At 69.2% G+C, this 22,900-nt stretch carries 17 protein-coding genes; 1 reads left to right on the forward strand and 16 read right to left on the reverse strand.

Translation table 11 applies throughout. The features are described 5' to 3' along the window. Positions 1–10: 10 nt before the first annotated feature. The gene (uvrA, locus tag HPS01S_RS10700; RefSeq protein WP_084397262.1) at positions 11–5,926 is read right to left on the reverse strand and encodes an excinuclease ABC subunit UvrA; all 5,916 of its coding nucleotides are present in this window, start codon (positions 5,924–5,926) and stop codon (positions 11–13) included. A 129-nt stretch (positions 5,927–6,055) separates the two neighbouring features. Between uvrA and HPS01S_RS10705 the strand changes: the two genes are divergently transcribed. Further along, the gene (locus HPS01S_RS10705; RefSeq protein ID WP_066155245.1) at positions 6,056–7,186 is read left to right on the forward strand and encodes an ABC transporter substrate-binding protein; all 1,131 of its coding nucleotides are present in this window, start codon (positions 6,056–6,058) and stop codon (positions 7,184–7,186) included. A gap of 5 nt (positions 7,187–7,191) precedes the next feature. On the opposite strand, the gene HPS01S_RS10710 is transcribed toward HPS01S_RS10705, so the two are convergent. From HPS01S_RS10710 to HPS01S_RS10780, 15 genes are all read right to left on the reverse strand, one after another. Further along, positions 7,192–8,643: a DUF1501 domain-containing protein gene (locus HPS01S_RS10710; RefSeq protein WP_066155248.1), complete on the reverse strand. Its 1,452-nt coding sequence runs from the start codon at positions 8,641–8,643 to the stop codon at positions 7,192–7,194. A gap of 15 nt (positions 8,644–8,658) precedes the next feature. Continuing rightward, entirely contained in the window at positions 8,659–10,557 is a 1,899-nt protein-coding gene (locus HPS01S_RS10715; protein ID WP_066155251.1) for a DUF1800 domain-containing protein, read from the reverse strand. A 151-nt stretch (positions 10,558–10,708) separates the two neighbouring features. Then, the gene (locus HPS01S_RS10720; protein ID WP_066155259.1) at positions 10,709–11,146 is read right to left on the reverse strand and encodes a universal stress protein; all 438 of its coding nucleotides are present in this window, start codon (positions 11,144–11,146) and stop codon (positions 10,709–10,711) included. 122 nt (positions 11,147–11,268) lie between these two features. Further along, the gene (locus HPS01S_RS10725) at positions 11,269–11,955 is read right to left on the reverse strand and encodes a 2-hydroxychromene-2-carboxylate isomerase (protein WP_066155261.1); all 687 of its coding nucleotides are present in this window, start codon (positions 11,953–11,955) and stop codon (positions 11,269–11,271) included. Between the two features lie 14 nt (positions 11,956–11,969). Then, positions 11,970–12,242 carry a DUF1289 domain-containing protein gene (locus tag HPS01S_RS22415; RefSeq protein WP_084397264.1) on the reverse strand — a complete coding sequence of 91 codons (273 nt, stop codon included), beginning with the start codon at positions 12,240–12,242 and terminating at the stop codon, positions 11,970–11,972. Between the two features lie 10 nt (positions 12,243–12,252). Continuing rightward, complete coding sequence (locus HPS01S_RS10735; RefSeq protein ID WP_066155270.1) at positions 12,253–12,768, reverse strand: YbaK/EbsC family protein; 516 nt, start codon at positions 12,766–12,768, stop codon at positions 12,253–12,255. 20 nt (positions 12,769–12,788) lie between these two features. After that, positions 12,789–13,433 (reverse strand): LysE family transporter, encoded by a 645-nt coding sequence (locus tag HPS01S_RS10740; RefSeq protein WP_066155438.1) that lies wholly within the window; start codon positions 13,431–13,433, stop codon positions 12,789–12,791. Positions 13,434–13,438: 5 nt separating this feature from the next. Further along, a complete protein-coding gene (locus tag HPS01S_RS10745) occupies positions 13,439–14,347 on the reverse strand; it encodes a hydroxymethylglutaryl-CoA lyase (protein WP_066155274.1) in 909 nt (302 codons plus the stop codon). Between the two features lie 14 nt (positions 14,348–14,361). Beyond that, positions 14,362–15,282, reverse strand: coding sequence for a 2-hydroxyacid dehydrogenase (locus tag HPS01S_RS10750; protein ID WP_066155277.1), 921 nt, complete (start codon positions 15,280–15,282; stop codon positions 14,362–14,364). Between the two features lie 118 nt (positions 15,283–15,400). Further along, positions 15,401–17,425, reverse strand: coding sequence for an acetyl/propionyl/methylcrotonyl-CoA carboxylase subunit alpha (locus tag HPS01S_RS10755; RefSeq protein ID WP_066155282.1), 2,025 nt, complete (start codon positions 17,423–17,425; stop codon positions 15,401–15,403). Between the two features lie 10 nt (positions 17,426–17,435). Next, on the reverse strand, positions 17,436–18,176 hold the full coding sequence (locus tag HPS01S_RS10760; RefSeq protein WP_066155285.1) for a DUF4126 domain-containing protein: 741 nt from the start codon (positions 18,174–18,176) through the stop codon (positions 17,436–17,438). 30 nt (positions 18,177–18,206) lie between these two features. Then, entirely contained in the window at positions 18,207–19,016 is an 810-nt protein-coding gene (locus tag HPS01S_RS10765) for an enoyl-CoA hydratase/isomerase family protein (RefSeq protein WP_255284197.1), read from the reverse strand. Next, entirely contained in the window at positions 19,013–19,522 is a 510-nt protein-coding gene (locus tag HPS01S_RS10770) for a DinB family protein (protein ID WP_066155288.1), read from the reverse strand. The genes HPS01S_RS10765 and HPS01S_RS10770 overlap by 4 nt, the downstream gene beginning before the upstream one ends. Before the next feature lie 7 nt (positions 19,523–19,529). Beyond that, a complete protein-coding gene (locus tag HPS01S_RS10775) occupies positions 19,530–21,152 on the reverse strand; it encodes a carboxyl transferase domain-containing protein (RefSeq protein WP_066155291.1) in 1,623 nt (540 codons plus the stop codon). 13 nt (positions 21,153–21,165) lie between these two features. Continuing rightward, positions 21,166–22,869 (reverse strand): AMP-binding protein, encoded by a 1,704-nt coding sequence (locus HPS01S_RS10780; RefSeq protein ID WP_066155294.1) that lies wholly within the window; start codon positions 22,867–22,869, stop codon positions 21,166–21,168. Positions 22,870–22,900: the final 31 nt, after the last annotated feature.

Consider the following 22,900-nt stretch of genomic DNA (forward strand, 5'->3'; position numbering starts at 1 on the left):
GGCGGGCCGTTCAGCGCGCCAGCACCGGCGCCAGCACCTTGCCCGTGTGGGTGCCGAGCACCACCACCTCCTCCGGCGCCGCCGCCGCCACGATGCGGCCGCCGCCCGAGCCGCCTTCGGGGCCCAGGTCGATGATCCAGTCGGCCTCGGCCATCACGTCCAGGTCGTGCTCGATCACGACCACGCTGTGGCCGCCGTCCACCAGGCGGTGCAGCACGCGGATCAGTTTTTCCACGTCGGCCATGTGCAGGCCCACCGTGGGTTCGTCGAGCACGTACAAGGTGTGCGGCGCCTTCTGGCCGCGGCGGCCGATGTCGTCGCGCACCTTGCTGAGCTCGGTCACCAGCTTGATGCGCTGCGCCTCGCCGCCCGACAACGTAGGTGAGGGCTGGCCCAGCGTGAGGTAACCCAGGCCCACGTCCTTGAGCAGCTGCAGCGGGTGGCTGATGGCGGGCATGCTGGCGAAGAACTCCACCGCCTCGTCCACCGCCATCTGCAGCACGTCGCCGATGTTCTTGCCCTTCCAGGTGACGGCCAGGGTCTCGGGGTTGAAGCGTGCGCCGTGACAGACCTCGCAGGGCACCTTCACATCGGGCAGGAAGCTCATCTCGATGGTGCGCAGGCCCTGCCCTTCGCAGGCGGGGCAGCGGCCTTCGCCGGTGTTGAAGCTGAAGCGGCCCGGGCCGTAGCCGCGCGCCTTCGCTTCCAGCGTGTCGGCGAACAGCTTGCGCACCGTGTCCCAGAAGCCGATGTAGGTGGCCGGGCAGGAGCGCGGCGTCTTGCCGATCGGCGTCTGGTCGACCTCGAGCACGCGGTCCACGGTCTCGCTGCCCAGCAGCTTGCTGCAGCCGGTCCAGGCGGGGCGCACACCCTCGTTGTCCCAGGCCTGGCGGCCGGCGAAGGTGCTGCGCATCGACACCGCCTCGGCCACATTGGTGAGCAGCACGTCGCGCGCCAGCGTGGACTTGCCGGAACCGCTGACGCCGGTGACCACCACCAGGCGCTTGAGCGGCACGGCCACGTCCACCTGCTGCAGGTTGTGCATGGTGGCGCCGCGCAGTTCGAGCTGCTCACCGTCGGCGGTGACGGCGCGCCGCGGCTGCAGCGGGTGCTTCATGGCATGCAACAGGTAACGCCCGGTCAGCGAGTCTTCGCTGGCCGACAGGTCGGCCACCGTGCCTTGCGCCACCACGCGGCCGCCGCGTTTGCCGGCGCTGGGTCCGATGTCGATGATGTGGTCGGCGCGGCGGATGGTGTCTTCGTCGTGCTCCACCACCACCAGGGTGTTGCCCATGTCGCCCAGCTTGTGCAGAGCGTCCAGCAGGATCTGGTTGTCGCGCGGGTGCAGGCCGATGGTGGGCTCGTCCAGCACGTAGCACACGCCCTGCAGGTTGGAACCCAGTTGTGCCGCCAGGCGGATGCGCTGCGCCTCGCCACCGCTGAGCGTGGGGGCGCCGCGGTCCAGCGTCAGATAGGACAGCCCCACTTCTTCGAGGAAGGCCAGGCGGCTTTCGATTTCGGGCAGCAGGTCACGAGCAATGTCGGCTTCCCGACTGCTCAAGCCTCCGTCGGCCATGAGCGCACGGACCTTCTGCCGCACCTCGCTCACCGACAGGCGCGCGATGTCGGTGATGCCCACGCCGCCGAACTTCACCGCCCGCGCCTGCGCATTCAGCCGCGTGCCTTCGCACGTCGGACAGGCCTCGTCGGTCAGGTCTTCCACCTCGGGCTCGGCGAAGCTCTGCTCGCGGCCCTTCTGGTCGTCGTCGCGCACCGAATCGTCCAGCGCCTTGCGCTGCTCACGCGAGAGCTTGACGCCCGTGCCCACACAGTCGGGGCACCAGCCGTGCTTGCTGTTGTACGAGAACAGGCGCGGGTCCAGTTCGGGGTAACTGGTGCCGCAGGTCGGGCAGGCGCGCGTGGTGGAGAACACCTCCAGTTTGCCCAAGCCGGCGGTGGAACGCCCCTCGGCCAGCGCGGGCGCGAGGCCGTCAAGATCGGTCAGCAAGTGCAGCGTGCCCTTGCCGATTTCGAGCGCCTTGGTCAGCTGGGTGCGCAGCCAGGCTTCGTTCGCCGGGTCCACCACGCCGTCGGCCACCGGCAGTTCGATGGTGTGTTCCTTGAAACGGTCGATGCGCGGGAAACCGGTGGTGGGCAGGAACTCGCCGTCCACTCGCAGGTGCGTGTAGCCGCGCGGACGCGCCCAGTCGGCCAGCTCGGTGTAGACGCCCTTGCGGTTGACCACCAGCGGCGCCAGCAGGCCAATGTGGCGGCCGCGGTAGCGGGTGAGGATGGCGGCGGCGATGCTCTCGGGGCTTTGCGGCATCACGGCCGCGCCGTCGTGCACGCAGTGCTGCGTGCCCAGCTTCACGTACAGCAGGCGAAGGAAGTGCCAGACCTCGGTGGTGGTGCCCACCGTGGACTTGCGACCGCCGCGCGAGAGCCGCTGCTCGATCGCCACCGTGGGCGGGATGCCGTAGACCGCGTCCACCTCGGGCCGGCCCGCGGGCTGCACGATGCTGCGCGCGTAGGCGTTGAGCGATTCGAGGTAGCGCCGCTGGCCCTCGTTGAACAGGATGTCAAACGCCAGCGTGGACTTGCCCGAACCGCTGACGCCGGAGATGACGTTGAACTTGCCGCGCGGAATGTCGACGCTCAGGTTCTTGAGGTTGTGCTCCTTGGCGTTGACGATGCGCACCGCGTCGCCGCCGACCTGCGCGCGCCGCTTCTTCACCGCGTACGGCGCCACCCGGTCGCTGACCGTGTGCACCTTGTCCATGGACAGGGCGTAGTCGCGCAGGGCCTTGGCGGTGTGGCTGGTGCGGTGTTCACGCACCTCCTCGGGCGGGCCTTCGGCCACCACCAGGCCACCGCCCGAACCGCCTTCGGGGCCGAGGTCGATCAGCCAGTCGGCGCTGCGGATCACGTCCAGGTTGTGTTCGATCACGATCAGCGAATGCCCGGCTTCGAGCAGCTTGCGCAGCGAGCGCATGAGCTTGGCGATGTCGTCGAAGTGCAGGCCGGTGGTCGGCTCGTCGAACAGGAACAGCGTGCCCTTGCGGGCCAGCGCCTGGCGGCTGGCCGCGCTGTTCTTCGCGGCCTCGGCCAGGAAGCCCGCGAGCTTGAGGCGCTGCGCCTCACCGCCCGACAGCGTGGGCACGGGCTGGCCCAGCTTCACGTACTCCAGCCCCACGTCCACGATGGGCTGCAGCACGCGGATGACCTCGCGGTCGGCCTTGAACAGGTCGGCGGCTTCGCTGACGGTGAGTTCGAGCACATCGGCCACGTTGATGAGGCGCCCGCCGCGTTCGATGCGCACCTCCAGCACCTCGGGCCGGTAGCGTTTTCCGTCGCAGTCGGGGCAGCGCAGGTAAACATCGGAGAGGAACTGCATCTCCACGTGCTCGAAGCCCGAGCCGCCGCAGGTCGGGCAGCGCCCGTCACCGCTGTTGAAGCTGAACTTGGCCGCGGTGTAGCTGCGCTGGCGCGCAAGCGGCGCGTCGGCGAACAGCGAGCGGATGGCGTCCCAGGCGCCGACGTAGCTGACCGGGTTGGAGCGCGCGGTCTTGCCGATGGGCGACTGGTCCACATAGACCACCTCGCTCAGGAAGTCGGCACCCAGCAGGCGGTCGTGCGCGCCCGGCGTTTCGGTGGCCTTGCCGAAATGTCGCAGCAGCGCGGGCGCGAGCACGTCCTGGATCAGCGTGGACTTGCCCGAGCCCGAGACGCCGGTGACCACGGTCAGGCGCTGCAGCGGGAACTCGACGTAGAGGTTCTGCAGGTTGTGCTCGCGCGCGCCTTCGAGGATCAGGCGCGGCGTGCTGTCGGTGACCATGCGCTTGAAGCCCATGCCCACGGTCTTGCGCGCGCCGAGGTAGGCGCCCGTGAGCGTGTCGGCGCTGCGGATCGCCTCGGGCGTGCCGTCGAACACGATCTGCCCACCGCGCTCGCCGGGGCCGGGGCCCATGTCGATCAGGCGGTCGGCGGCCAGCATCACGGCCGGGTCGTGCTCGACCACCACCAGGGTGTTGCCAGCGTCGCGCAGGCGCAGCATGGCGTCGTTGATACGCGCCATGTCGCGCGGGTGCAGGCCGATGCTGGGCTCGTCCAACACGAACAGCGTATTGACCAGCGAGGTGCCGAGCGCGGTGGTGAGGTTGATGCGCTGGACTTCGCCGCCGCTCAAGGTGCGGCTCTGGCGGTCCAGCGTGAGGTAGCCGATGCCGACCTCGCAGAGGTAGCGCAGCCGGGTGTTGATCTCTTCGAACAGCAGCTTGAGGGCCTGCTGTTCACCCGAGGCTTTGGGTGCGCCCGGGTCCGGCGATGCGGGTGGGTGGGTGGAGTGCCCGGGGAAGGAATCGGAGCCTGCGACTGACGCCCCCGGGCGCTCCGCCCGCGCGCCCGCGTCGCCAGCGAGAGAAACCGACAGATCGGAGAAGAAGCGCCGCAGATCGGTCAGCGGCATCAGCATCAGGTCGTGCAGGCACAGGCCGGGCAGGGCTTCAAGCTGCGCGCGCGACCACTTCACCCCGGTTGGCAGGTAGCGCCTGCCGGCCGGCAGCACCGCGTCGGCCTGCGCCTTCGTGCCGATGCGCCACAGCAGGCTGTCGGTCTTCAGGCGCGCGCCGCCACAGCTGGGGCATTCGGTGTAGCTGCGGTACTTGGACAGCAGCACCCGGATGTGCATCTTGTAGGCCTTGGTCTCCAGGTACTCGAAGAAGCGCGCCACGCCGTACCACTGCTTGCCCCACTGGCCGTCCTTGTAGCTGGGGGTGCCGCCGATGACCCACTGCTTCTGCTCGGGCGTGAGCTTGTTCCAGGGCGTGTCGCGCGGGATGCCCGACGCTTCGGCGTGGCGCATCAGGTCGTCCTGACATTCCTTCCACGCCGGGGTCTGGAACACCTTGACCGCGCCGTTGCGCAGGGTGAGCTTTTCATCGGGTATGACCAGCCCGTAGTCCACGCCGATGACACGGCCGAAGCCGCGGCAGGCTTCGCAGGCCCCCACGGCGGAGTTGAACGAGAAGGCCGAGGGCGTGGGTTCGGTGTAGCGGATGTCGCTCTCGGGGCAGTGCAGACCGGTGCTGAAGCGCCAGATGTCCGGCTCGCCCTCTTCCTTCAGCACATAGACCATCAGCTTGCCAGCCCCGCGCTTGAGGCCGGCCTCGATGGCTTCCATCACCCGCGCCGGTTCGGCGTTGCCAATGCGGAAGCGGTCGGCCACCACGTCCAGCAGCTTGACGGCCTCGATCACCGGCCTGGCCTTCTTGCCCTTGGCGGGCGCCTCTTCCTTGGCTTCGCGCTGCACGGTGCGCTCGGCCTGCACCCGCGTGTAGCCACTGGCCGAGAGCCACTGCTCGACTTCCTCTGGCGTGGTGGACGCCGGCAGCTCGACCGGGAAGGTCACGACCAGCCGGGGGTCACCTTGCTCGGCGGAACGCCTTTGCAGTTCCGCGTAAATGGACTCCGGCGAATCGTGCCGCACCGGCAGCGCGGTCTCGCGGTCGAACAGGTTCGCCCCGCGCGCGAACAGCAGCTTGAGGTGGTCGTTCAGCTCGGTCATGGTGCCGACCGTGGAGCGCGACGAGCGCACCGGGTTGGTCTGGTCGATGGCGATGGCCGGGGGCACGCCCTCGACCTTGTCCACCGCCGGCTTGTCCATGCGGTCCAGGAACTGGCGCGCGTAGGCGCTGAAGGTCTCGACGTAGCGCCGCTGGCCTTCGGCGAACAGGGTGTCGAACACCAGGCTGGACTTGCCCGACCCGCTGGGGCCGGTGACCACCGTCAGCTCGCCGGTGCGGATGTCCAGATCGAGGTTCTTGAGGTTGTGCTGGCGGGCACCGCGGATGCGGATCGTGCCGCCGCCGTCTGCGGGCGCCTCGGCGGGGGACAGGGGTTCGTCGGCGGGGCGGAGATCGTCGGACATGCAGGCCTTCCTGAGAGGGAGCCGAACATTCTAGGAGCCGCACGTCGGGCTGTCCGGGGGCTACGTCATTCCCCCAATGCCGCGGTCCCCTCCGCTGCCTAGACTGGCGCTCCCAAAGGAGACAGACGAATGACAAACACAACAAGCGTGCGCCGGACCCTCGGCGCCATGGGGCTGGCCGCTGCGCTGGCCTGGCCCGCAGCCGCCTGGTCGCAGATCCGCATCGGCCAGACCGCCGGCTTCAGCGGCCCCGTGGCCGCCGGGGTGAAAGAAACCACCGACGGCGCCAGGCTGTACTTCGACGCCATCAACGCCAAAGGCGGGGTGAACGGAGAGAAGATCGACCTGGTGTCGCTGGACGACAAGTTCGACCCCAAGCTGGCGGCCGAAAACGCCCGGAAGCTGGCCGACGACAAGGAGGTGGTCAGCCTGTTCCTGAACCGCGGCACCCCGCACACGCAGGCCATCCTGCCGGTGCTGGCGGACGCCAAGCTGCCCCTGGTGGGCCCGTCCACCGGCGCCATGGTGCTGCACCGACCCGTCAACCCGTGGGTGTTCAACGTGCGCGCCACCTACCAGCGCGAGGCCGAGCGCGCGGTGCAGCACCTGAGCCTGATCGGCATGGACCGCATCGGCGTGCTGCACGTGGAGGACAGCTTCGGCGCCGACCTGCTCGAAGGCGCCCAGAAGGGCTTTTCGTCGGTGGGCAAGAGCCCGCTGTTCATCGAGAAGTTCGACCGCGCCCAATGGGACTTCAGCGCGATCGCCCCCCGCATCGCCAGCTCGGGCGCGCAGGCGGTGCTGTTCATCGGCTCGGGCGTGGCGGTGGCCGATGGCGTGGCCGCGATCCGCAAGGCCGGCTCGCGCGCCCAGATCATCACCAACTCCAACAACGCCTCCGGCGGCTTCGTGAAGTCCCTGGGCACCCACGCCTCGGGCACCATCGTCACCCAGGTCTTCCCGTACGAGCGCTCGCTCTCGGTGGCCATGGTGAAGGAGGCGATGGACCTGGCCAAGGCCAAAGGACTGGAGGGCGTGAGCCCGGCGATGCTGGAAGGCTTCGCGGCGGCCAAGGTGCTGGTGGCGGGCCTGCAGCGCGCCGGCGCCAACCCGACACGGGCCAAGCTGCGCGACGCGCTGGAAGGGCTGTCCAAACTGGACATCGGCGGCCTTGAGGTGGGCTTCGGGCCGAACGACCACACCGGCCTGGAGTTTGTCGACCTGTCCATCATCGACAGCGGCGGCAAGTTCCGCCGCTGACCCCCTCAGCCCAGGAACCCGAGATTCCTGGTGCTGAAATTGGTGAGGTTCGGCAGGATGGTGTTGAGCTGGGGGTCCGAGGCACCGAACCAGCGCAGCAGGGTCGCGGCGTACTGGTCGACCGAGGTGGTGGGAATCCACCGCCCGTGCAGCTCCCAGGAGGAGACGCCGACGTCGTTGGGGCCACCGGCCACCAGCTCGGGATAGCTGCCATAAACCGCCCCACCCTGCACCGCACCGCCCATCACCAGATGGTGGTTGCCCCAGGCGTGGTCGGTGCCGGAGCTGCTGTTGGGCACGAAGGTGCGGCCGAAGTCACTCTGGGTGAACAGGGTCACGTTGTTGCCCATACCGATGGCCGCCATCGCGTTGTAGAAGCAGGCCATCGCGTCGGCCAGGCCCTGCAGCAGGCGGGCGTGCACGCCGCTCAGGCTGTCCGCTGCGATCTGCTCGTTGTGCGTGTCGTAGCCGCCCTGCTGGGCAAAGAAGATCTGGCGGTCGCCCTGCACGGTGGCACGCCCGGCCACCAGCTTGGCAATCTGGTAGAGCTGGCGGCCGAGGTCGGTGCCGATCGCCCCCTGTGCATTGGTCAGCGGCGCGAAGGCCGTGTCGATCAGGGTCGGCGCCGCCGGGTTGGGCTCCACCCCGACGATGGCGCCCAGCCGGGACGACACCTCGAACGCCGTGCGCTGCTGCTGCGCGTAGGCGTCCAGCAGCACATTGGAACTGCCCAGGTTGCCCGGCTGGTACAGCGCCTCCAGCGCGGTCTTGCGCGCGACCGTAGGTGCCCATGGGCCCTCCAGGCCTTCCACCCCGAAGGTGTCGCCCGGCCCCGGCAGCACCAGGGGCGTGCCGAGCGCGGACAGCCCGAAGTGGCCGTTGCCGCCCACGGAGATCACGGGATTGGTGGTGCCCAGGGTGTCGGTGGCGCGACCGCCCCAGCCGGTGCGTTCGAGTGAACGGGCGCTGGACGCCTCCCACTCGATCTGCTGGTCCGAGTGCGAGAACAGGTTGTCCGGAATCAGCGGCGAGGTGCCCGGCAGGCTGCGGAACTCGGTCTTGGTCAGCGGCCCGAAGAGCGGACCGACGTTGGCCACGGCGGCGATCTTGCGCGCGCTGCACACCGGCGCCAGCGCGGCCATGGACGGGTGCAGGCCCACGTCTGTGCCCGCCATCGGCACCAGGCTGTTGCGCGGCAGGGCGAGGGCGCCGCGCACCGTGGCGTACTGGTTGTAGCGCGTGGTGTCGGTCGGCACCACCGTGTTCTGCCCGTCGTTGCCGCCGTACAGGAAGACGCACACCAGGGCCTTGTAGCCGTCGGCCTGGGCCTTCACCGGGTTCTGCAGCAGGGCCGACAGGCTGCCCACCCCGAGTGCGCCCGCCAGGGACGCGCCGCCCCAGCGAAGCCACTGCCGCCGGTCCATCGGCGCCCACTGCGATGCATGTTGTCGGTTCATGTCGGTCACATCCCTTCAGCGGACCAGGTGGTACTGGGGCGAGGCGAACACCAGGAAGGCCGCCTGGCGCACCCGGTTGGTCCGCTCGCTGGCGGTTCCGGCCCCGAACTGGTTGACCGCAGAAATCACCGCCGTGCGCGACGTGGCGGGCAGCAGCTCACCCAGCGCCAGCAAGGAGATGCGGTCCACCAGCCGACCGGCATCGGTCGCATCCGCCGCGAACCCGCTGAGATCGACCCGGGTGCCCACCGCTCCGGGCACAGTCGAGCTGGCACCGGAGCCGTTCCAGAAAATCAGGTAGTTGAGGTAGTTGATGCGGTTGAGCGCGGTGTTGGCGTTGTGGATGCCGAAGGCCGGCCCCACCAGCGCGGTGCCGGCCACCGGGTAGTCGGGCGAATAGAAGTTGAACACCGACGGCGGACGGAAGACGTGCTGGCGCATCTCTTCGCCCCACCACCAGCCCAGCGCCTCGCCATCGGTCCGGCCGTTGAGGGCGCGCAGCACGCCGGTGAACAGCTGAATGGGCTCGCGCAGCCGACCGGCCGAGCTGGCCACCGTCGTGCTGCGGGCCTCGGCATCCAGCAGCACCGCGGCCACGGTGGCGGCGAGATCGCCTTTGCGGCCGGAGCCCAACCTGCCGTACCGGCCGGTGTTGAATGCGCCCGCCACGCGCTGCACGTACGCAGGGCTCGGGTTGCTCGTCACCAGCTGCTGGATCAGGTGCCGGCTCACGAACGGCGCCACGTTCTGGTGGGCCATGATGCTGTCGAGCACCGCCTCCAGCGCCGCCGGCGCAGTGTTGCCCGAAGGCAGGCTCACCCCGGACAGCAGCGAGCGCGCCGCGGTGTTGTGGAACGACGCCACCGACACCATGTCCCCGTCGTAGAACTGGCAGTTGGCGCCCCGGGGCCAGCAGCCCCACGGCGTGGCGCCCCCGGGGGGGTAGGTCCAGCCGGTGAGCGCATGGGCGTAGGCGCGCACACGCTCGTTGTCGTAGGTGGGCGTGCAGCTGCCGCCCTGCAGCGAGCCGTCCGGGTTGAGCAGGCAGGTGCCCAGCGAGAACAGCTGCAGCAGCTCGCGGGCGAAATTCTCGTTGGGCGCGTCCTTGTCGTTGTTGACATGGTCGAGGTAGTCGCCCATGACCGGCGACAGGATGACCTTGCGCAGCAGGTCGCGGTAGTTGCCGAATGCGTGGTCCAGCAGCATGTTGTGGTAGTTGCGCAGACCATAGGTGCCGCTGACCTCGTAGTTGGACACCACCAGCATCTGCTGCAACGCCAGCCCGACGCGCTGGCGCAACTGGTCCTGACCGGTCACCGCATTGCGGTAGAAGTCCCAGACCAGGGGTGTGGACGAATACCAGTCGCGCCAGCACTGGTCGCCCCGGTTGTCGCAGAAGTCGGCGCCCTGGCTGGTGTGCTTGTGCACGGCGTTGGTGCCGCCGCTGGTGTAGCGGGACCGGGGCAATGGCACGATGACGGGTACGCGCGGCCCATTGGGACTGGGCTTGAAGGCCTGGCGCTGCAGGCTCATCTGGTCGGCGACCCAGCGCGAGGCCCCCCACTCGCGGATCTGCGTCACCAGCGACTCGGTGGGCCCGAAGGTCGCCTGGTTGGCCAGCCGCACCGCATCGGCCTGTGTCATCACAAGGGCCTTGGGCGCTCCGCCCTCGCCGGCCTCCGGCACAGGTTCATCGTCGAAGACCGAACTCAGGCTGGGCCAGCTGGTCCCTGTGGAACCCCCAGACTCCGACGCCGCCGTCTTCCGGGCCGAGGCCTGATCGGTACCGCCTGCAGTTTCACCGCCGCCGCAGGCCGCGAGCGCCGCCACCACAACCACCAGCGGCAGCCGAAGCCAGAGGAGGCGCCGGCGCGAGGGGCCGGGCAGTGCGATAGGGGGCGCTGTGGCGTTCATGGGCCGCCAATGTAGGCGGCCGAACCCGGACCGCGAAGGACCGGATTCGGCCGCTGTTACATGCCACAAACAACTTACAGAACGTGACAACCCCGTCGGGTGCACGCACACCAGGCCCGCCGCCTGGTTGAGAAAGGTGCCCGCCGGGCGCTCAGTCCTTGACGATCAGCACTGGCAGGCGGGTGTGCGTGAGCACCTTCTGCGCCACGCTGCCCAGCACCAGCGCCTTGACGCCCTGGCGGCCGTGCGAGGCCATCACGATCAGGTCGCAGCCTTCGGCCTGCGCCGTTTCGATCACCCCTTCGTAGACCACGTTGCGCTCGATGGTGTCGCCGGCAAACGGCACGCCTTCGGCCGCGAAGACCTTGCCCAGCTCATCCAGCGCCTGCCCGGCCACGCTGCGCGATTCGGCCAGGTAGGCCTGCAGGCCGGCGGCCGACGCGTCCCCGATGCCGATGTAGGGGAACGGGTCGATGACGTAGACGCCGATCACCTGGGCGCCGTGCGCCTTGGCCAGCTGCACCGCGGTGGAGGCCGCACGCAGGGCCAGCGCGGAACCGTCGGTGGGGACGAGGATTTTCTTGAACATGTCGTATCTCCTTGTGGGTGAGCGCATTTCTCAGAGCGCCCGGGCGCCGGGACAGGCCCAGGACACAGTCATATTAGTGGCATCCTGAGCCAGCGGCTCTGCGCGAGATCAATGAGGCCGCTTCAGGCCTTGCGCTGCACGCCCACGGGCAGACGGTGCGCCGCCTCCCAGTCGCCGCACTGGAACCACGCCGCGCCGTCCAGGCTTTCGCGCAGCATCGGCAGCGCGTCCAGCCCCCAGAACACCCGCCCACCCGCGACCATGGACGGCACACCGAACAGGCCCAGCGCCAGCGCCTGCCCGGTGTTGTCGCGCAGCCGCTGCTTCACCACCTCGCTGTCGGGTTCGTTCCAGGGTTTGTCGCGCTGCCGCATGTGGTCCTGCAGCTGCGATTGCAGGGCCTGCAGACGCACGGGGTCGAGCGGGTCTGCGCCGCCGTGCCAGACGTGGTGGAACAACTGCTCGGTCACATACCGGTTGGTCTGGCCGGGCGCGTCGTCGGTGGAGGCGCACAGCCCCAGACGCAGCAGCGGCAGCGGGTTGAAGGGGTGCATCGCCGGCAGGTCCAGGCGCACGCCGTGCTGCTGCGCCAGCCAGAGCACCTGGCGGTAGGTCCAGTCGCGCTTGGCCGGGATCTCGGCCGGGCCGAGCTGCCCATGCGCCTTGAGCAGCGCCGCGAACAGCACCGGCCGGTAGTGCACCAGCACGCTCAGGCCTTCGAGGGCCAGGGGCAACCGTTCGAAGGCCAGGTGGGCGTAAGGCGAGATCGGGTCGTAGAAAAAGTCGATCTCGTGCAGGGTGGCGGACATGGCGGCAGATGCCTTCAGGTGATGGTGCGCGGCACCTGGCGCGCTTCGATGCGCTCCCAGATCGCCAGCCGCTGGGCCTCGCCGGCCTGGCCCCAGCCGGCGATTTCGTCCACCGTGCGGTAGCAGCCGCTGCACAGACCGGTGGTCGGGTTCATCTGGCAGACCGAGATGCAGGGCGAGGGCACCTCGGGGTCGAGGTGGCGCGCACGCGCGTCTTCCAGGTTGATCAGGGGTTTGGGGCGCGGCGGCGGTGATGCCTCGCGGCGGCCGAAGAGTGTCTTGAACATCTTGAAAGGTTCAGGAGGAAGGGGGCGCGGTCACGTCGTGCACCGGCGCGCCGGTCAACCGTGTCAGGTCGTCGGGGGTCAGGCGGAACACGCCGTGCGGGTGGCCGGCCGCGGCCCAGATCACGTCGAAGCGGAACAGCTGTCTGTCGATCAGCGTGACCGGCGGCTCGGCGTGCGCCAGCGGCGAGACACCGCCGATGGAAAAACCGGTCTTGGCCTTGACGAAATCGGCATCGGCACGGCCGAGCTTGCCGCCCTCGGCGCAGACGATGGCCTGGACCTTCTTTTCGTCGACGCGCAGGTCGCCCGAGGTGATGACCAGCACGGCCGCGTCGTCGGACTTGCGGCGGAAGATGATGCTCTTGGCGATCTGGCCCAGGGCCACTCCCAGCACATCGGCGGCCTGCTGCGCGGTGCGCGCCGCGTCGTCGAGCATCACCGGCGCGTGCGGATGGCCCAGTGCGGCCAGCACCTCGGTCACGCGCAGCACGCCGGGTGGAAGGGGTACGGAAGCAGAGAGGTTCATGGCCCGCGATGGTAGCGGGCTCAGCCGCCCTTGCGCACCAGCAGCAGGCTCGCCCCCATGGCCATCAGCACGCCGCCGAACACGCGGTTCTGCGCGCGCCGCGCCTTCGCCGTGGCCAGCCAGCGCTGCGCGCGCGAGGCCAGGAAAGCGTAGCCGTGCATCACGATCAGGTCCACACCCACCGAGGTGGCCAGCAGGATCAGCAGCTGCAGCCACAGCGGCCGCTGCGGGTCGATGAACTGCGGCAGCACCGCCACCATGAACACGATGCCCTTGGGGTTGGTCACATTGGTCATGAAGCCGGTCAGCACCCGCTCGCGCACCGACGGCAGGCCGGCGTGCTTCACCAGCGCCTCGCCGGCGGCGGGGGCCTGCTGCGCGACCGGCGCGCGCCACTGCTTCACGCCTAGGTAGATCAGGTAGGCCGCGCCCACCAACTTGACCACGGTGAACGCGGCCGCCGAGGCCAGCAGCAGCGCGCCCACTCCCACCCCGGCGATCAGCAGGATCACCGCCAGTCCCAGCTGCAGGCCGGCGATCGTCGCGCTGGTCTGGCGCACGCCATAGGCCAGGCCATGGCTCATCGACAGCACCGCGCCGGAACCCGGCGAAATGGCGATCACCCAGGACGCCGCGAAGAACGCCAGCCAGACGCTGAACTCCATGGCGATCACCCTGCCCTCTTGGCCAGCAGCGCCCGCGCCACGCGCGAGCCGCTCGGGCGGCCCAGGTGATCGCTGATGAACTGGCCGGCGTCGACCAGCGCGTCGATGTCGATGCCCGTCTCGATGCCCATGCCGTGCAGCAGGTAGACCACGTCTTCGGTGGCCACGTTGCCGGTGGCGCCCTTGGCGTAGGGGCAGCCGCCCAGCCCCGCCACGGACGACTGGAAGTTCCAGACGCCCAGTTCCAGCGCGGCCAGCGTGTTGGACAGCGCCTGGCCATAGGTGTCGTGGAAATGGCCGCTGATGTGGTCGATGCCGAAGTGCTGCAGCGTCGCCCCGATGGCGGCCTGCACCTTGCGCGGCGTGCCCACGCCGATGGTGTCCGCCACGTCCACACGCTCGACGCCGATGCCCTTCATCAGCCCGGCTAGGTAGGCCACGCGCTCGGGCGCGATGTCGCCCTCGTAGGGGCACCCCACGGTGCAGCTCATCGCACCGCGCACCGCGATGCCGGCCGCCTTGGCCGCCGCGACCACGGGCGCAAAGCGTTCGATGCTCTCGGCGATGGAGCAGTTGATGTTCTTCTGGCTGAAGGCCTCGCTGGCGGCGCCGAAGACGACGATCTCGTCGGGCTTGTCGAGCACCGCTGCCTCGTAGCCCTTGAGGTTGGGCGTGAGCACCGAGTAGCGCACGCCGCCCTGGCGCGTCATGCCCGCCATGACCTCGTGGTTGTCGGCCATCTGCGGCACCCACTTCGGACTGACGTAACTGGTGACCTCGATCTCCTTCAGGCCCGCAGCCTGCAGGCGGTGCACGAGCTCGATCTTGACCGCCGCCGGCACCGGCTGCTTCTCGTTCTGCAGGCCGTCGCGCGGGCCGACGTCGATGAGGCGGACTTTCGATGAGATGTTCATGGTGTGTCTCTTCTTCAATAGCCGCGGACCGGGTCCACGACACCGGCCACCGGCTGGCCGGCTTCGAGCGCGCGGATCTTGCCGGCGATCTGGGCAATGCTCTCGTCGCGCAGCGTGCGCGCCGACGTGTGGGGTGTGACGGTGATTTTCGGGTGCTGCCAGAAGGGGTGGCCGGCGGGCAGCGGCTCGGTGCGGAACACGTCCAGCGTGGCGCCGGCCATGTGGCCGCTGTCCAGCAGGGCCAGCAGGTCGTCTTCCACCAGGTGGGCGCCGCGCGCCACGTTGATCAGGTAGCCGCCCGGCTTGAGCCGGCCCAGCGACTTGCGGTTGAGGATGTCGCGTGTGTCCGGCGTGAGCGGCAGCAGGTTCACCAGCACCCGGCTGTTGCCGAGGAAGGTGTCCAAGCCGACCTCGCCGCTGTGGGTCACCACACCCTCGATGGCCTTGGGGCTGCGGCTCCAGCCGAAGACCGGAAACTCGAACACCCGCAGCGCCTTCGCCACGCGCTCACCGAGCACGCCCAGCCCCATCACGCCGACCGGGAAGTCCTTGCGCTCGCGCGGTTTGCGGTACGACCACTGACCGGCCTTCACGTCGGCCTCGTAGCCGTCGAACTCGCGGAAGTGGCGGATCACGGCGTGGCACACGTACTCGGCCATCTGCACCGACATGCCCGCATCATCCAGACGCACGACCTTCACACCTGGCGGCAGACGCAGCTTCAGCAGCGCATCGACGCCGGCACCGATGTTGAACAGGCCCTTGAGCGCGGGCTGTTCGTCCAGAAACTGTTGGGGCGGCGCCCAGACCACGGCGTGGTCGGCCTGGGGCGCGCCGGCTTGCCAGACGGTGACGGTGGCGCCGGGCAGCGCCGCGCGCAGGCCCTCCAGCCAGGGCTCGGCCTTGGTGTCGGTGCAGCAGAAGGTGATGTTCATGCGCCGAGCTTAGCGGGCCCGGAGCCGCCGGGCCGCCCCAAGGCGACGAGCGCCCCCTTGAGGGGCAGCGTCGGACACGCAGTGCCGAGCGTGGGGGCACCCATTCTTACCCTTGGGTTCACGCGGTGGCGACCGCCAGCTTCAACAGTTCCGCGCCCTCGGCCACCTGGTCACCGGGTGCGAACAGCAGCTCGGCCACCGTGCCGTCGGCCGGCGCGGCGATGGTGTGCTCCATCTTCATGGCTTCCATCACCGCCAGGGGCTGGCCCTTGCGGACGGTGTCGCCGGCCTTGACGGCAAAGCTCACCACCTTGCCCGGCATGGGCGCGGTCAGGCGCCCGCCTTCGGCCGCCGTCTCTCCCGCATGCGCCAGCGCGTCCAGCTCGGTGATGACGGTGGCGCCGCGGTCGCAGAACAGGTGCACGCTCTCGCCAAGCTGCCAGCACTGCACCGTCTGGCGCTGGCCGTTGTACTGCAGATCCACCACGGTGCCGCTGTCGGCCGGCTGGGCCTGGAAGTTGAGCACGGCGTCGGCATCGCCCACCGCCAGCTGCAGCGCACCACCGTGCCCGTAGGTCAGCTGCGCCGTCAGCGCGTCGCCCTGGTATTCGAAGTCGAAGCGGCGCTGGGTCAGGCCGAAGGGGCGCCAGCCATCGGTGCGCGAGAACGGGTCGGCGCCCTCGCCGGCCTTCTCGTGCACCAGGGTCTGGGCCACGGCCGCGGCCACGGCCAGCGTGCGGCCCACCGGGTCCTGGTTGAACAGCGCCTCGGCTTCGCGCGGGATCAGGGCCGTATCGAGCCTGGCGGACGAGAAGGCGCCGCTGCGCACCACGTGGCGCAGGAACTGCACATTGGTCGCCAGGCCCACGATGCGGGTCTGCGCCAGCGCCGCGTCCAGCCTGGCCAGCGCCTCGGCGCGCGTGGCGCCATGCACGATCAGCTTGGCGACCATGGAGTCGTAGAACGGGCTGATCACATCGCCCTCGCGCACGCCATCGTCGAAACGGATGGCGCCGCGCTCAAACGCCACGTGCGCCGGCTTGCGGTACACGTCCAGGCGGCCGGTGGCGGGCAGGAAGTTGTTGTCCGGGTTCTCGGCGCAGATGCGCGCCTCGATGGCGTGACCCTGGATCCTGAGCTGTTCCTGCTGCAGCGGCAGCTTCTCGCCAGCCGCGACGCGCAGCTGCCACTCGACCAGATCGAGGCCGGTGATGGCTTCGGTCACCGGGTGCTCCACCTGCAGGCGCGTGTTCATCTCCATGAAATAGAAGCGCATCTGCTCGGGGTGCTCGTAACCGCCGGGCTGCTCGACGATGAACTCCACCGTACCGGCGCCCACGTAGTTCACCGCCTTGGCCGCTGCCACCGCGGCCTCGCCCATCTGCTGGCGCAGCGCGGGCGTCATGCCCGGCGCGGGCGCCTCTTCCAGCACCTTCTGGTGGCGCCGCTGCACCGAGCAGTCGCGCTCGAACAGGTAGACGCAGTCGCCGTGCGTGTCGCCGAAGACCTGGATCTCGATGTGGCGCGGGCGCTGCACGTATTTCTCGACCAGCACCGCGTCGCTGCCGAAGCTGTTGATGGCCTCGCGCTTGCAGGAGGCCAGCGCCGCCGCAAAGTCCTCGGCCTTCTCGACCGCGCGCATGCCCTTGCCGCCGCCGCCCGCGCTGGCCTTGATCAGCACCGGGTAGCCGATGCGGTCGGCCTCGCGCTGCAGCAGCGCCGGGTCCTGGTCTTCGCCGTGGTAGCCCGGCACCAGCGGCACGCCGGCCTGCTCCATCAGGCGCTTGGACTCGGCCTTCAGGCCCATGGCCTGGATCGCCGACGAGGGCGGGCCGATGAAGACCAGACCCGCTTTCGCGCAGGCGTCGGCAAAGGCCTCGTTCTCGCTCAGGAAGCCGTAGCCGGGGTGGATGGCCTGCGCGCCCGTGGCCCGGGCGGCGTCGATGATGCGTTCCCACTGCAGGTAGCTCTGCTTGGGCGCGCTGCCGCCGATGTGCACCGACTCGTCGCAGGCGGCCACGTGCTTGGCGTTCGCATCGGCGTCGGAGTACACGGCCACGGTGCGCACGCCCAGGCGGCGGGCGGTGGCGGCGACACGGCAGGCGATTTCGCCGCGGTTGGCGATCAGGATCTTGGAGAACATGCGGCTTTTCCTATGCGGGAGCGGAGTCGGGGGAGAACAGGTTGCGCAGACGGCGGAACGCCGCACGCAGGAACTTGAACAGCATCCAGGTGACGATCCACATCAGCACCAGCGCGATCAGCAGCAGGATGCCGAAGACCACCGGGTGGCTGGTCGCGAGCCAGACGGCACCGATCACCAGGCCGTCCTCGACTAGGCTCATGGCGACGTTGGAGAAGGGCTCGGGCGAGGTGTTGATGGCCGCGCGCGTGCTGGTCTTGGCCGCCTGGCTGCTGGCGGCCAACGTGCCGCCCAGCAGCGCGGCCACCACGGCCATGGTGGCGTTGTCGGCGCCGAACACGCCGGCGGCCAGCGCGGCGCCGGCCGGCACACGGACCACGCTGTTGACGATGTCCCAGAGCGAGTCCAGGCCCGGGATCTTGTCGGCAAAAAACTCGACGAACAGCAGCGCGCCGCTGGCCGCGAGCACCGCCGGGTGCTGCAGCACCTGCAGACCCTCGGGCAGCGGCAGCCAGCCCACCAGCCCCATGGAACCGACGAGGAAGACCACCGCGTAGAGGCGGAAACCGCTGGCCCAGCCCAGTGCGGCAGCGAGCGCGAGCAGGCTGGTCATGTCCAGCTGGCTGGCGGCCGCGCCCACACCCTCGGCGACCTGGCCGCCGATCTGCGCGCCGGCCTCGGCCGCCTGCTGTCCGGCCTGGGCGCCGAAGCCCCTGAGCCATTCCACGAAGCTGTTCCAGATCGCGTCCATGCCGTGTCCTCCTGAAGGGAAAGGACCAGATTACCCCGCCAGCCAGGCGGGTTTGCGCTTCTGCAGAAAAGACGCCACACCTTCGCGGCCTTCGTCACTCGCGCGGATGTCGGCGATGCCTTCCACCGTCGCGGCGATCAGCGCGCCGTCGATGCTTCGTTCGGCCACGTCTTGCACCAGCCGCTTGCAGGCGCGCACGGCGGCCGGGCTGGCGCCCACCAGCGCCGCGCTCAGCTCGGCCACCTTGGTGGCGAGCGCATCGCCACCTTCGTCGGCGTCCACGAGTTCGTGCACGAAGCCGATGCGGTGCGCCTCCTCGGCGGAGAAACGCTCGGCGGTGAGGAAGTAGCGGTGCGCGGCGCGCGCGCCCATGGCTCGGATCACATAGGGGCTGATGGTGGCCGGGATCAGGCCCAGCTTCACCTCGGACAGGCAGTAGGTCGCGGTGCGCACGCTGACCGCCATGTCGCAGGCCGCGACCAGGCCCATGCCACCGGCGAACACGTCGCCCTGCACGGCGGCGATGGTCGGCTTGGGGCACTCGTAGATGGCCTTGAGCATGGCGGCGAGCTGGCCGGCGTCGGCGATGTTCTCGTCGCGCGTGTAGTCGGCCATGCGGCGCATCCAGTTCAGGTCGGCGCCGGCGCAGAAGGCCGGGCCCTCGGCCGCCAGCACCACGGCGCGCACGTCGTCGCGCGCACCCACGCTTTCAAACGCGGCCTTGAGCTGCTGGATCACTTCGTCGTTGAAGGCATTGCGCACTTCGGGGCGGGTGAGCGTGATGCGGGCGGTGCGGTCCTGCACCTTGACGGTCAGGGCCATGGTCGTGGGGGTCGTCATTTCGAGGCTTCCTCTTGCAGCAGGTACACCAGGTCCAGCTCCGGGCTGGCGTGACCCAGCGCGGTCAGCGCCGCTGTGATCTGGCCGCGGTGGTGCGTGCCGTGGTTGAACACGTGGGCCAGCGTAGGCGCAAAGGGCAGGCTCATCACCTGGCCGCGCATGTTGGTGTAGTTCAGGGCCCCGTCGAAGCGCTCGGCGGGCCAGTCCTCGATCAGAGGCAGCCAGTTGGCCGCGCCGCCCTTGAGCGCCTGGCCCAGCCGGTCGCGGTCGGGCTCGACCTCGGCGTTCAGCTCCACCTTGGGCGAGACGCCCCGGGCAAAACGCGGATACCACAGCATGTGCTCGCCCACCAGCAGGTGGTTCAGCGTGCCGTGGATGCTCTTGAAGAACAGGCCCACGTCCTTGCGGTAGTCGGCGTCGGACACATTCGCCACCGCGTCGAGCAGGCGGCGTGTGGCCCACACGTTGTAGCGGGCGAGCTGCAGGAAGTGGGCGCAGGCGTCCATGCCGGCCTCACATGCGGAACAGGCCGAACTTGGTGTCCGGAATCGGCGCGTTCAGCGAGGCGGAGAGGCCCAGCGCCAGCACGCGGCGCGTGTCGGCCGGGTCGATCACGCCGTCGTCCCACAGGCGCGCGGTGGCGTAGTAGGGGTGGCCCTGCACCTCGTACTGTTCCTTGATGGGGGCCTTGAACGCGGCCTCTTCCTCGGCGCTCCAGCTGCCGCCCTTGCCTTCGATGCCATCGCGCTTGACGGTGGCCAGCACGCTCGCGGCCTGCTCGCCGCCCATGACCGAGATGCGCGCGTTCGGCCACATCCACAGGAAGCGCGGGCTGTAGGCGCGGCCGCACATGCCGTAGTTGCCGGCACCGAAGCTGCCGCCGATGATGACGGTGAACTTGGGCACCGCAGCGGTGGCCACGGCCGTCACCATCTTGGCGCCGTTGCGGGCGATGCCTTCGTTCTCGTACTTGCGGCCGACCATGAAGCCGGTGATGTTCTGCAGGAAGACCAGCGGGGTCTTGCGCTGGCAGCACAGCTCGATGAAGTGCGCGCCCTTGAGCGCCGACTCGGAAAACAGGATGCCGTTGTTGGCGATGATGCCGACCGGCATGCCTTCGATGCGCGCAAACCCGCAGACCAGCGTGGTGCCGAAGCGCGCCTTGAATTCGTCGAACTCGGAACCGTCGACGATGCGGGCGATGATCTCGCGCACATCGAACGGTTTGCGGGTGTCGGTCGGGATCACGCCGTACAGCTCCTCTGCCGGGTACAGCGGTGCGACCGGGTCGATGGTGGTGATGGGCGGGACCTTGCGGGCGTTGAGGTTCTTCACCGCCTGGCGCGCCAGCGCGATGGCGTGCAGGTCGTTCTGCGCCAGGTGGTCGGCCACGCCCGAGAGGCGCGTGTGCACGTCACCACCGCCCAGGTCTTCGGCGCTCACCACCTCGCCGGTGGCGGCCTTCACCAGCGGCGGGCCGCCCAGGAAGATGGTGCCCTGGTTCTTGACGATGATGGTCTCGTCGCTCATGGCCGGCACATAGGCGCCGCCCGCCGTGCACGAGCCCATGACCACCGCGATCTGCGCGATGCCCTGCGCGCTCATGTTGGCCTGGTTGAAGAAGATGCGGCCGAAGTGGTCGCGGTCGGGGAAGACCTCGTCCTGGTTCGGCAGGTTGGCGCCGCCCGAGTCCACCAGGTAGATGCAGGGCAGGCGGTTCTGCTGCGCCACCTCTTGCGCCCGCAGGTGCTTCTTGACGGTCAGCGGGTAGTAGGTGCCGCCCTTCACCGTCGCGTCGTTGCAGACGATCATGCAGTCCACGCCACTCACGCGGCCGATACCGGCGATGACACCCGCGCAGGGCGCGCTGTCGCTGCCGTCGCGGTCCGGGTACATGCCCATCGCGGCCAGCGGGCTGAGCTCCAGAAACGGCGTGCCCGGGTCCAGCAGCATCTGCACCCGGTCGCGTGGCAGCAGCTTGCCGCGTGCGGTGTGTTTGGCGCGGGCGGCCTCGCCACCGCCGAGCGTGGCCTTCTGGATCTGCGCCTTCAGGTCGTCGACCACCGCGCGCATGGCGGCGGCGTTGGCCTGGAAGTCGGCGGAGCGGGCGTTGAGTTTGGTGTCGAGTGCGGGCATGGTGTGCTCTGGTTCAGGCGGTCTTGGCTTCGGCCAGCCCCAGCTGGTCCTTCATGGCGTCGCGGATCTTGAACTTCTGGATCTTGCCGGTCACCGTCATCGGGAAGGCGTCAACGAAGCGGATGTAGCGGGGCACCTTGTAGTGCGCGATCTGGCCCTTGCAGAAGGCGCGCACGGCGTCCTCGTCCAGGCTCTGGCCGGGCTTGACGATGACCCAGGCGCACAACTCTTCGCCGTACTTCTGGTCGGGCACGCCGACCACCTGCACGTCCTGCACCTGCGGCATGCGGTAGAGGAATTCTTCGATCTCGCGCGGGTAGATGTTTTCGCCAACGCGGATCACCATGTCCTTGATGCGACCGACGATGTTGACGTAGCCCTCGCTGTCCATGGTGGCGAGGTCGCCGGTGTGCATCCAGCCGTCGGCGTCGATGGCTTCCTGCGTCTTGGCCGGGTCGCCCCAGTAGCCGTGCATCACCGAATAGCCCTTGGTGCAGAACTCGCCGCGCTCGCCGCGTGGCACGGTAGCACCGGTTTCGGGGTTGACGATCTTCACTTCCAGGTGCGGCTGCACCAGGCCCACGGTGGACACACGCTTGTCCAGCGGGGTGTCGGTGCTGCTCTGGCAGCTCACCGGGCTGGTCTCGGTCATGCCGTAGGCAATCGTCACCTCGCCCATGTGCATGTCGGCCTGCACCCGCTTCATCACTTCCACCGGGCAGGGCGAGCCGGCCATGATGCCGGTGCGCAGGGTGTGCAGGTCGAACTCCTTGAAGCGCGGGTGGTCCAGCTCGGCGATGAACATGGTGGGCACGCCGTGCAGGCCGGTGCACTTTTCGGCCTGCACCGTCTGCAGCACGGCCAGCGGGTCGAAGGCGTCGCTAGGGTAGACGATGGTGCTGCCGTGCGTGAAGCAGGCCAGGTTGCCCAGCACCATGCCGAAGCAGTGGTACAGCGGCACGGGGATGCACAGGCGGTCGTCCGGCGTGAGCTTCATGCACTCGCCGATGAAGAAACCGTTGTTCAGGATGTTGCGGTGGGTCAGCGTGGCGCCCTTGGGAAAGCCCGTGGTGCCGCTGGTGAACTGGATGTTGATCGGGTCGTTCGCTGTCAGGCCCGCGGCGGCCTGCGCCACGCGCGGGTCGCCCACCTGGCCGCTGGCCAGCAGCGCGGAGAAGCGTTGCATACCCGGCTGCTCGGTGCCCTCGCCCGCCACGTCGATCCAGGCCACCGTGCGCAGCGCCGGCAGGCGCGCCGATTGCAGCGCGCCGGGCGCGCAGGTGGCCACTTCGGGCGCCAGCTCGCGCAGCATGCCCAGGTAGTCGCTGGTCTTGAACGTCGCCATCGACACCAGCGCCTTGCAGCCCACCTTGTTGAGCGCGTATTCCAGCTCGGCCGTGCGGTAGGCGGGGTTGATGTTCACCAGCACCAGGCCGACCTTGGCGGTCGCCAGCTGCATCAGCACCCATTCGACGTTGTTGTGCGACCAGATGCCGATGCGGTCACCCGGCTCCAGTCCCAGCCCCAGCAGCGCACTGGCCAGCCGGTCCACCTCGGCCGCCAGCGCGGCGTAGGTGTAGCGCCGGCCCTGGTGCACGCTCACCAGCGCCTCGCGCTGCGGGTGGCGCGCGGCCATGGCGTCGAAGAAGGCGCCGATGGTCTGTTCGATCAGGGGCACATCGGTGCGGCCCGCGGCGTGGCTCAGCGTCAGGTCCATGGGGTTTGTCTCCTCTGGCGTACAGGCGAAA

It is taken from the genome of Hydrogenophaga pseudoflava NBRC 102511 (assembly GCF_001592285.1).
In the GTDB taxonomy this organism is placed as follows: domain Bacteria; phylum Pseudomonadota; class Gammaproteobacteria; order Burkholderiales; family Burkholderiaceae_C; genus Hydrogenophaga; species Hydrogenophaga pseudoflava.

Coding starts and splice junctions, on each gene's coding strand:
- HPS01S_RS10735 (WP_066155270.1), bottom strand. CDS start 12,768: ATGAACCTCTCTGCTTCCGTACCCCTTCCACCCGGCGTGCTGCGCGTG.
- HPS01S_RS10760 (WP_066155285.1), bottom strand. CDS start 18,176: ATGGACGCGATCTGGAACAGCTTCGTGGAATGGCTCAGGGGCTTCGGC.
- HPS01S_RS10750 (WP_066155277.1), bottom strand. CDS start 15,282: ATGAACATCACCTTCTGCTGCACCGACACCAAGGCCGAGCCCTGGCTG.
- HPS01S_RS10720 (WP_066155259.1), bottom strand. CDS start 11,146: ATGTTCAAGAAAATCCTCGTCCCCACCGACGGTTCCGCGCTGGCCCTG.
- HPS01S_RS10725 (WP_066155261.1), bottom strand. CDS start 11,955: ATGTCCGCCACCCTGCACGAGATCGACTTTTTCTACGACCCGATCTCG.
- HPS01S_RS10715 (WP_066155251.1), bottom strand. CDS start 10,557: ATGAACGCCACAGCGCCCCCTATCGCACTGCCCGGCCCCTCGCGCCGG.
- HPS01S_RS10775 (WP_066155291.1), bottom strand. CDS start 21,152: ATGCCCGCACTCGACACCAAACTCAACGCCCGCTCCGCCGACTTCCAG.
- HPS01S_RS10755 (WP_066155282.1), bottom strand. CDS start 17,425: ATGTTCTCCAAGATCCTGATCGCCAACCGCGGCGAAATCGCCTGCCGT.
- HPS01S_RS10710 (WP_066155248.1), bottom strand. CDS start 8,643: ATGAACCGACAACATGCATCGCAGTGGGCGCCGATGGACCGGCGGCAG.
- HPS01S_RS10780 (WP_066155294.1), bottom strand. CDS start 22,869: ATGGACCTGACGCTGAGCCACGCCGCGGGCCGCACCGATGTGCCCCTG.
- uvrA (WP_084397262.1), bottom strand. CDS start 5,926: ATGTCCGACGATCTCCGCCCCGCCGACGAACCCCTGTCCCCCGCCGAG.
- HPS01S_RS10770 (WP_066155288.1), bottom strand. CDS start 19,522: ATGGACGCCTGCGCCCACTTCCTGCAGCTCGCCCGCTACAACGTGTGG.
- HPS01S_RS10705 (WP_066155245.1), top strand. CDS start 6,056: ATGACAAACACAACAAGCGTGCGCCGGACCCTCGGCGCCATGGGGCTG.
- HPS01S_RS10765 (WP_255284197.1), bottom strand. CDS start 19,016: ATGACGACCCCCACGACCATGGCCCTGACCGTCAAGGTGCAGGACCGC.
- HPS01S_RS22415 (WP_084397264.1), bottom strand. CDS start 12,242: ATGTTCAAGACACTCTTCGGCCGCCGCGAGGCATCACCGCCGCCGCGC.
- HPS01S_RS10740 (WP_066155438.1), bottom strand. CDS start 13,433: ATGGAGTTCAGCGTCTGGCTGGCGTTCTTCGCGGCGTCCTGGGTGATC.
- HPS01S_RS10745 (WP_066155274.1), bottom strand. CDS start 14,347: ATGAACATCTCATCGAAAGTCCGCCTCATCGACGTCGGCCCGCGCGAC.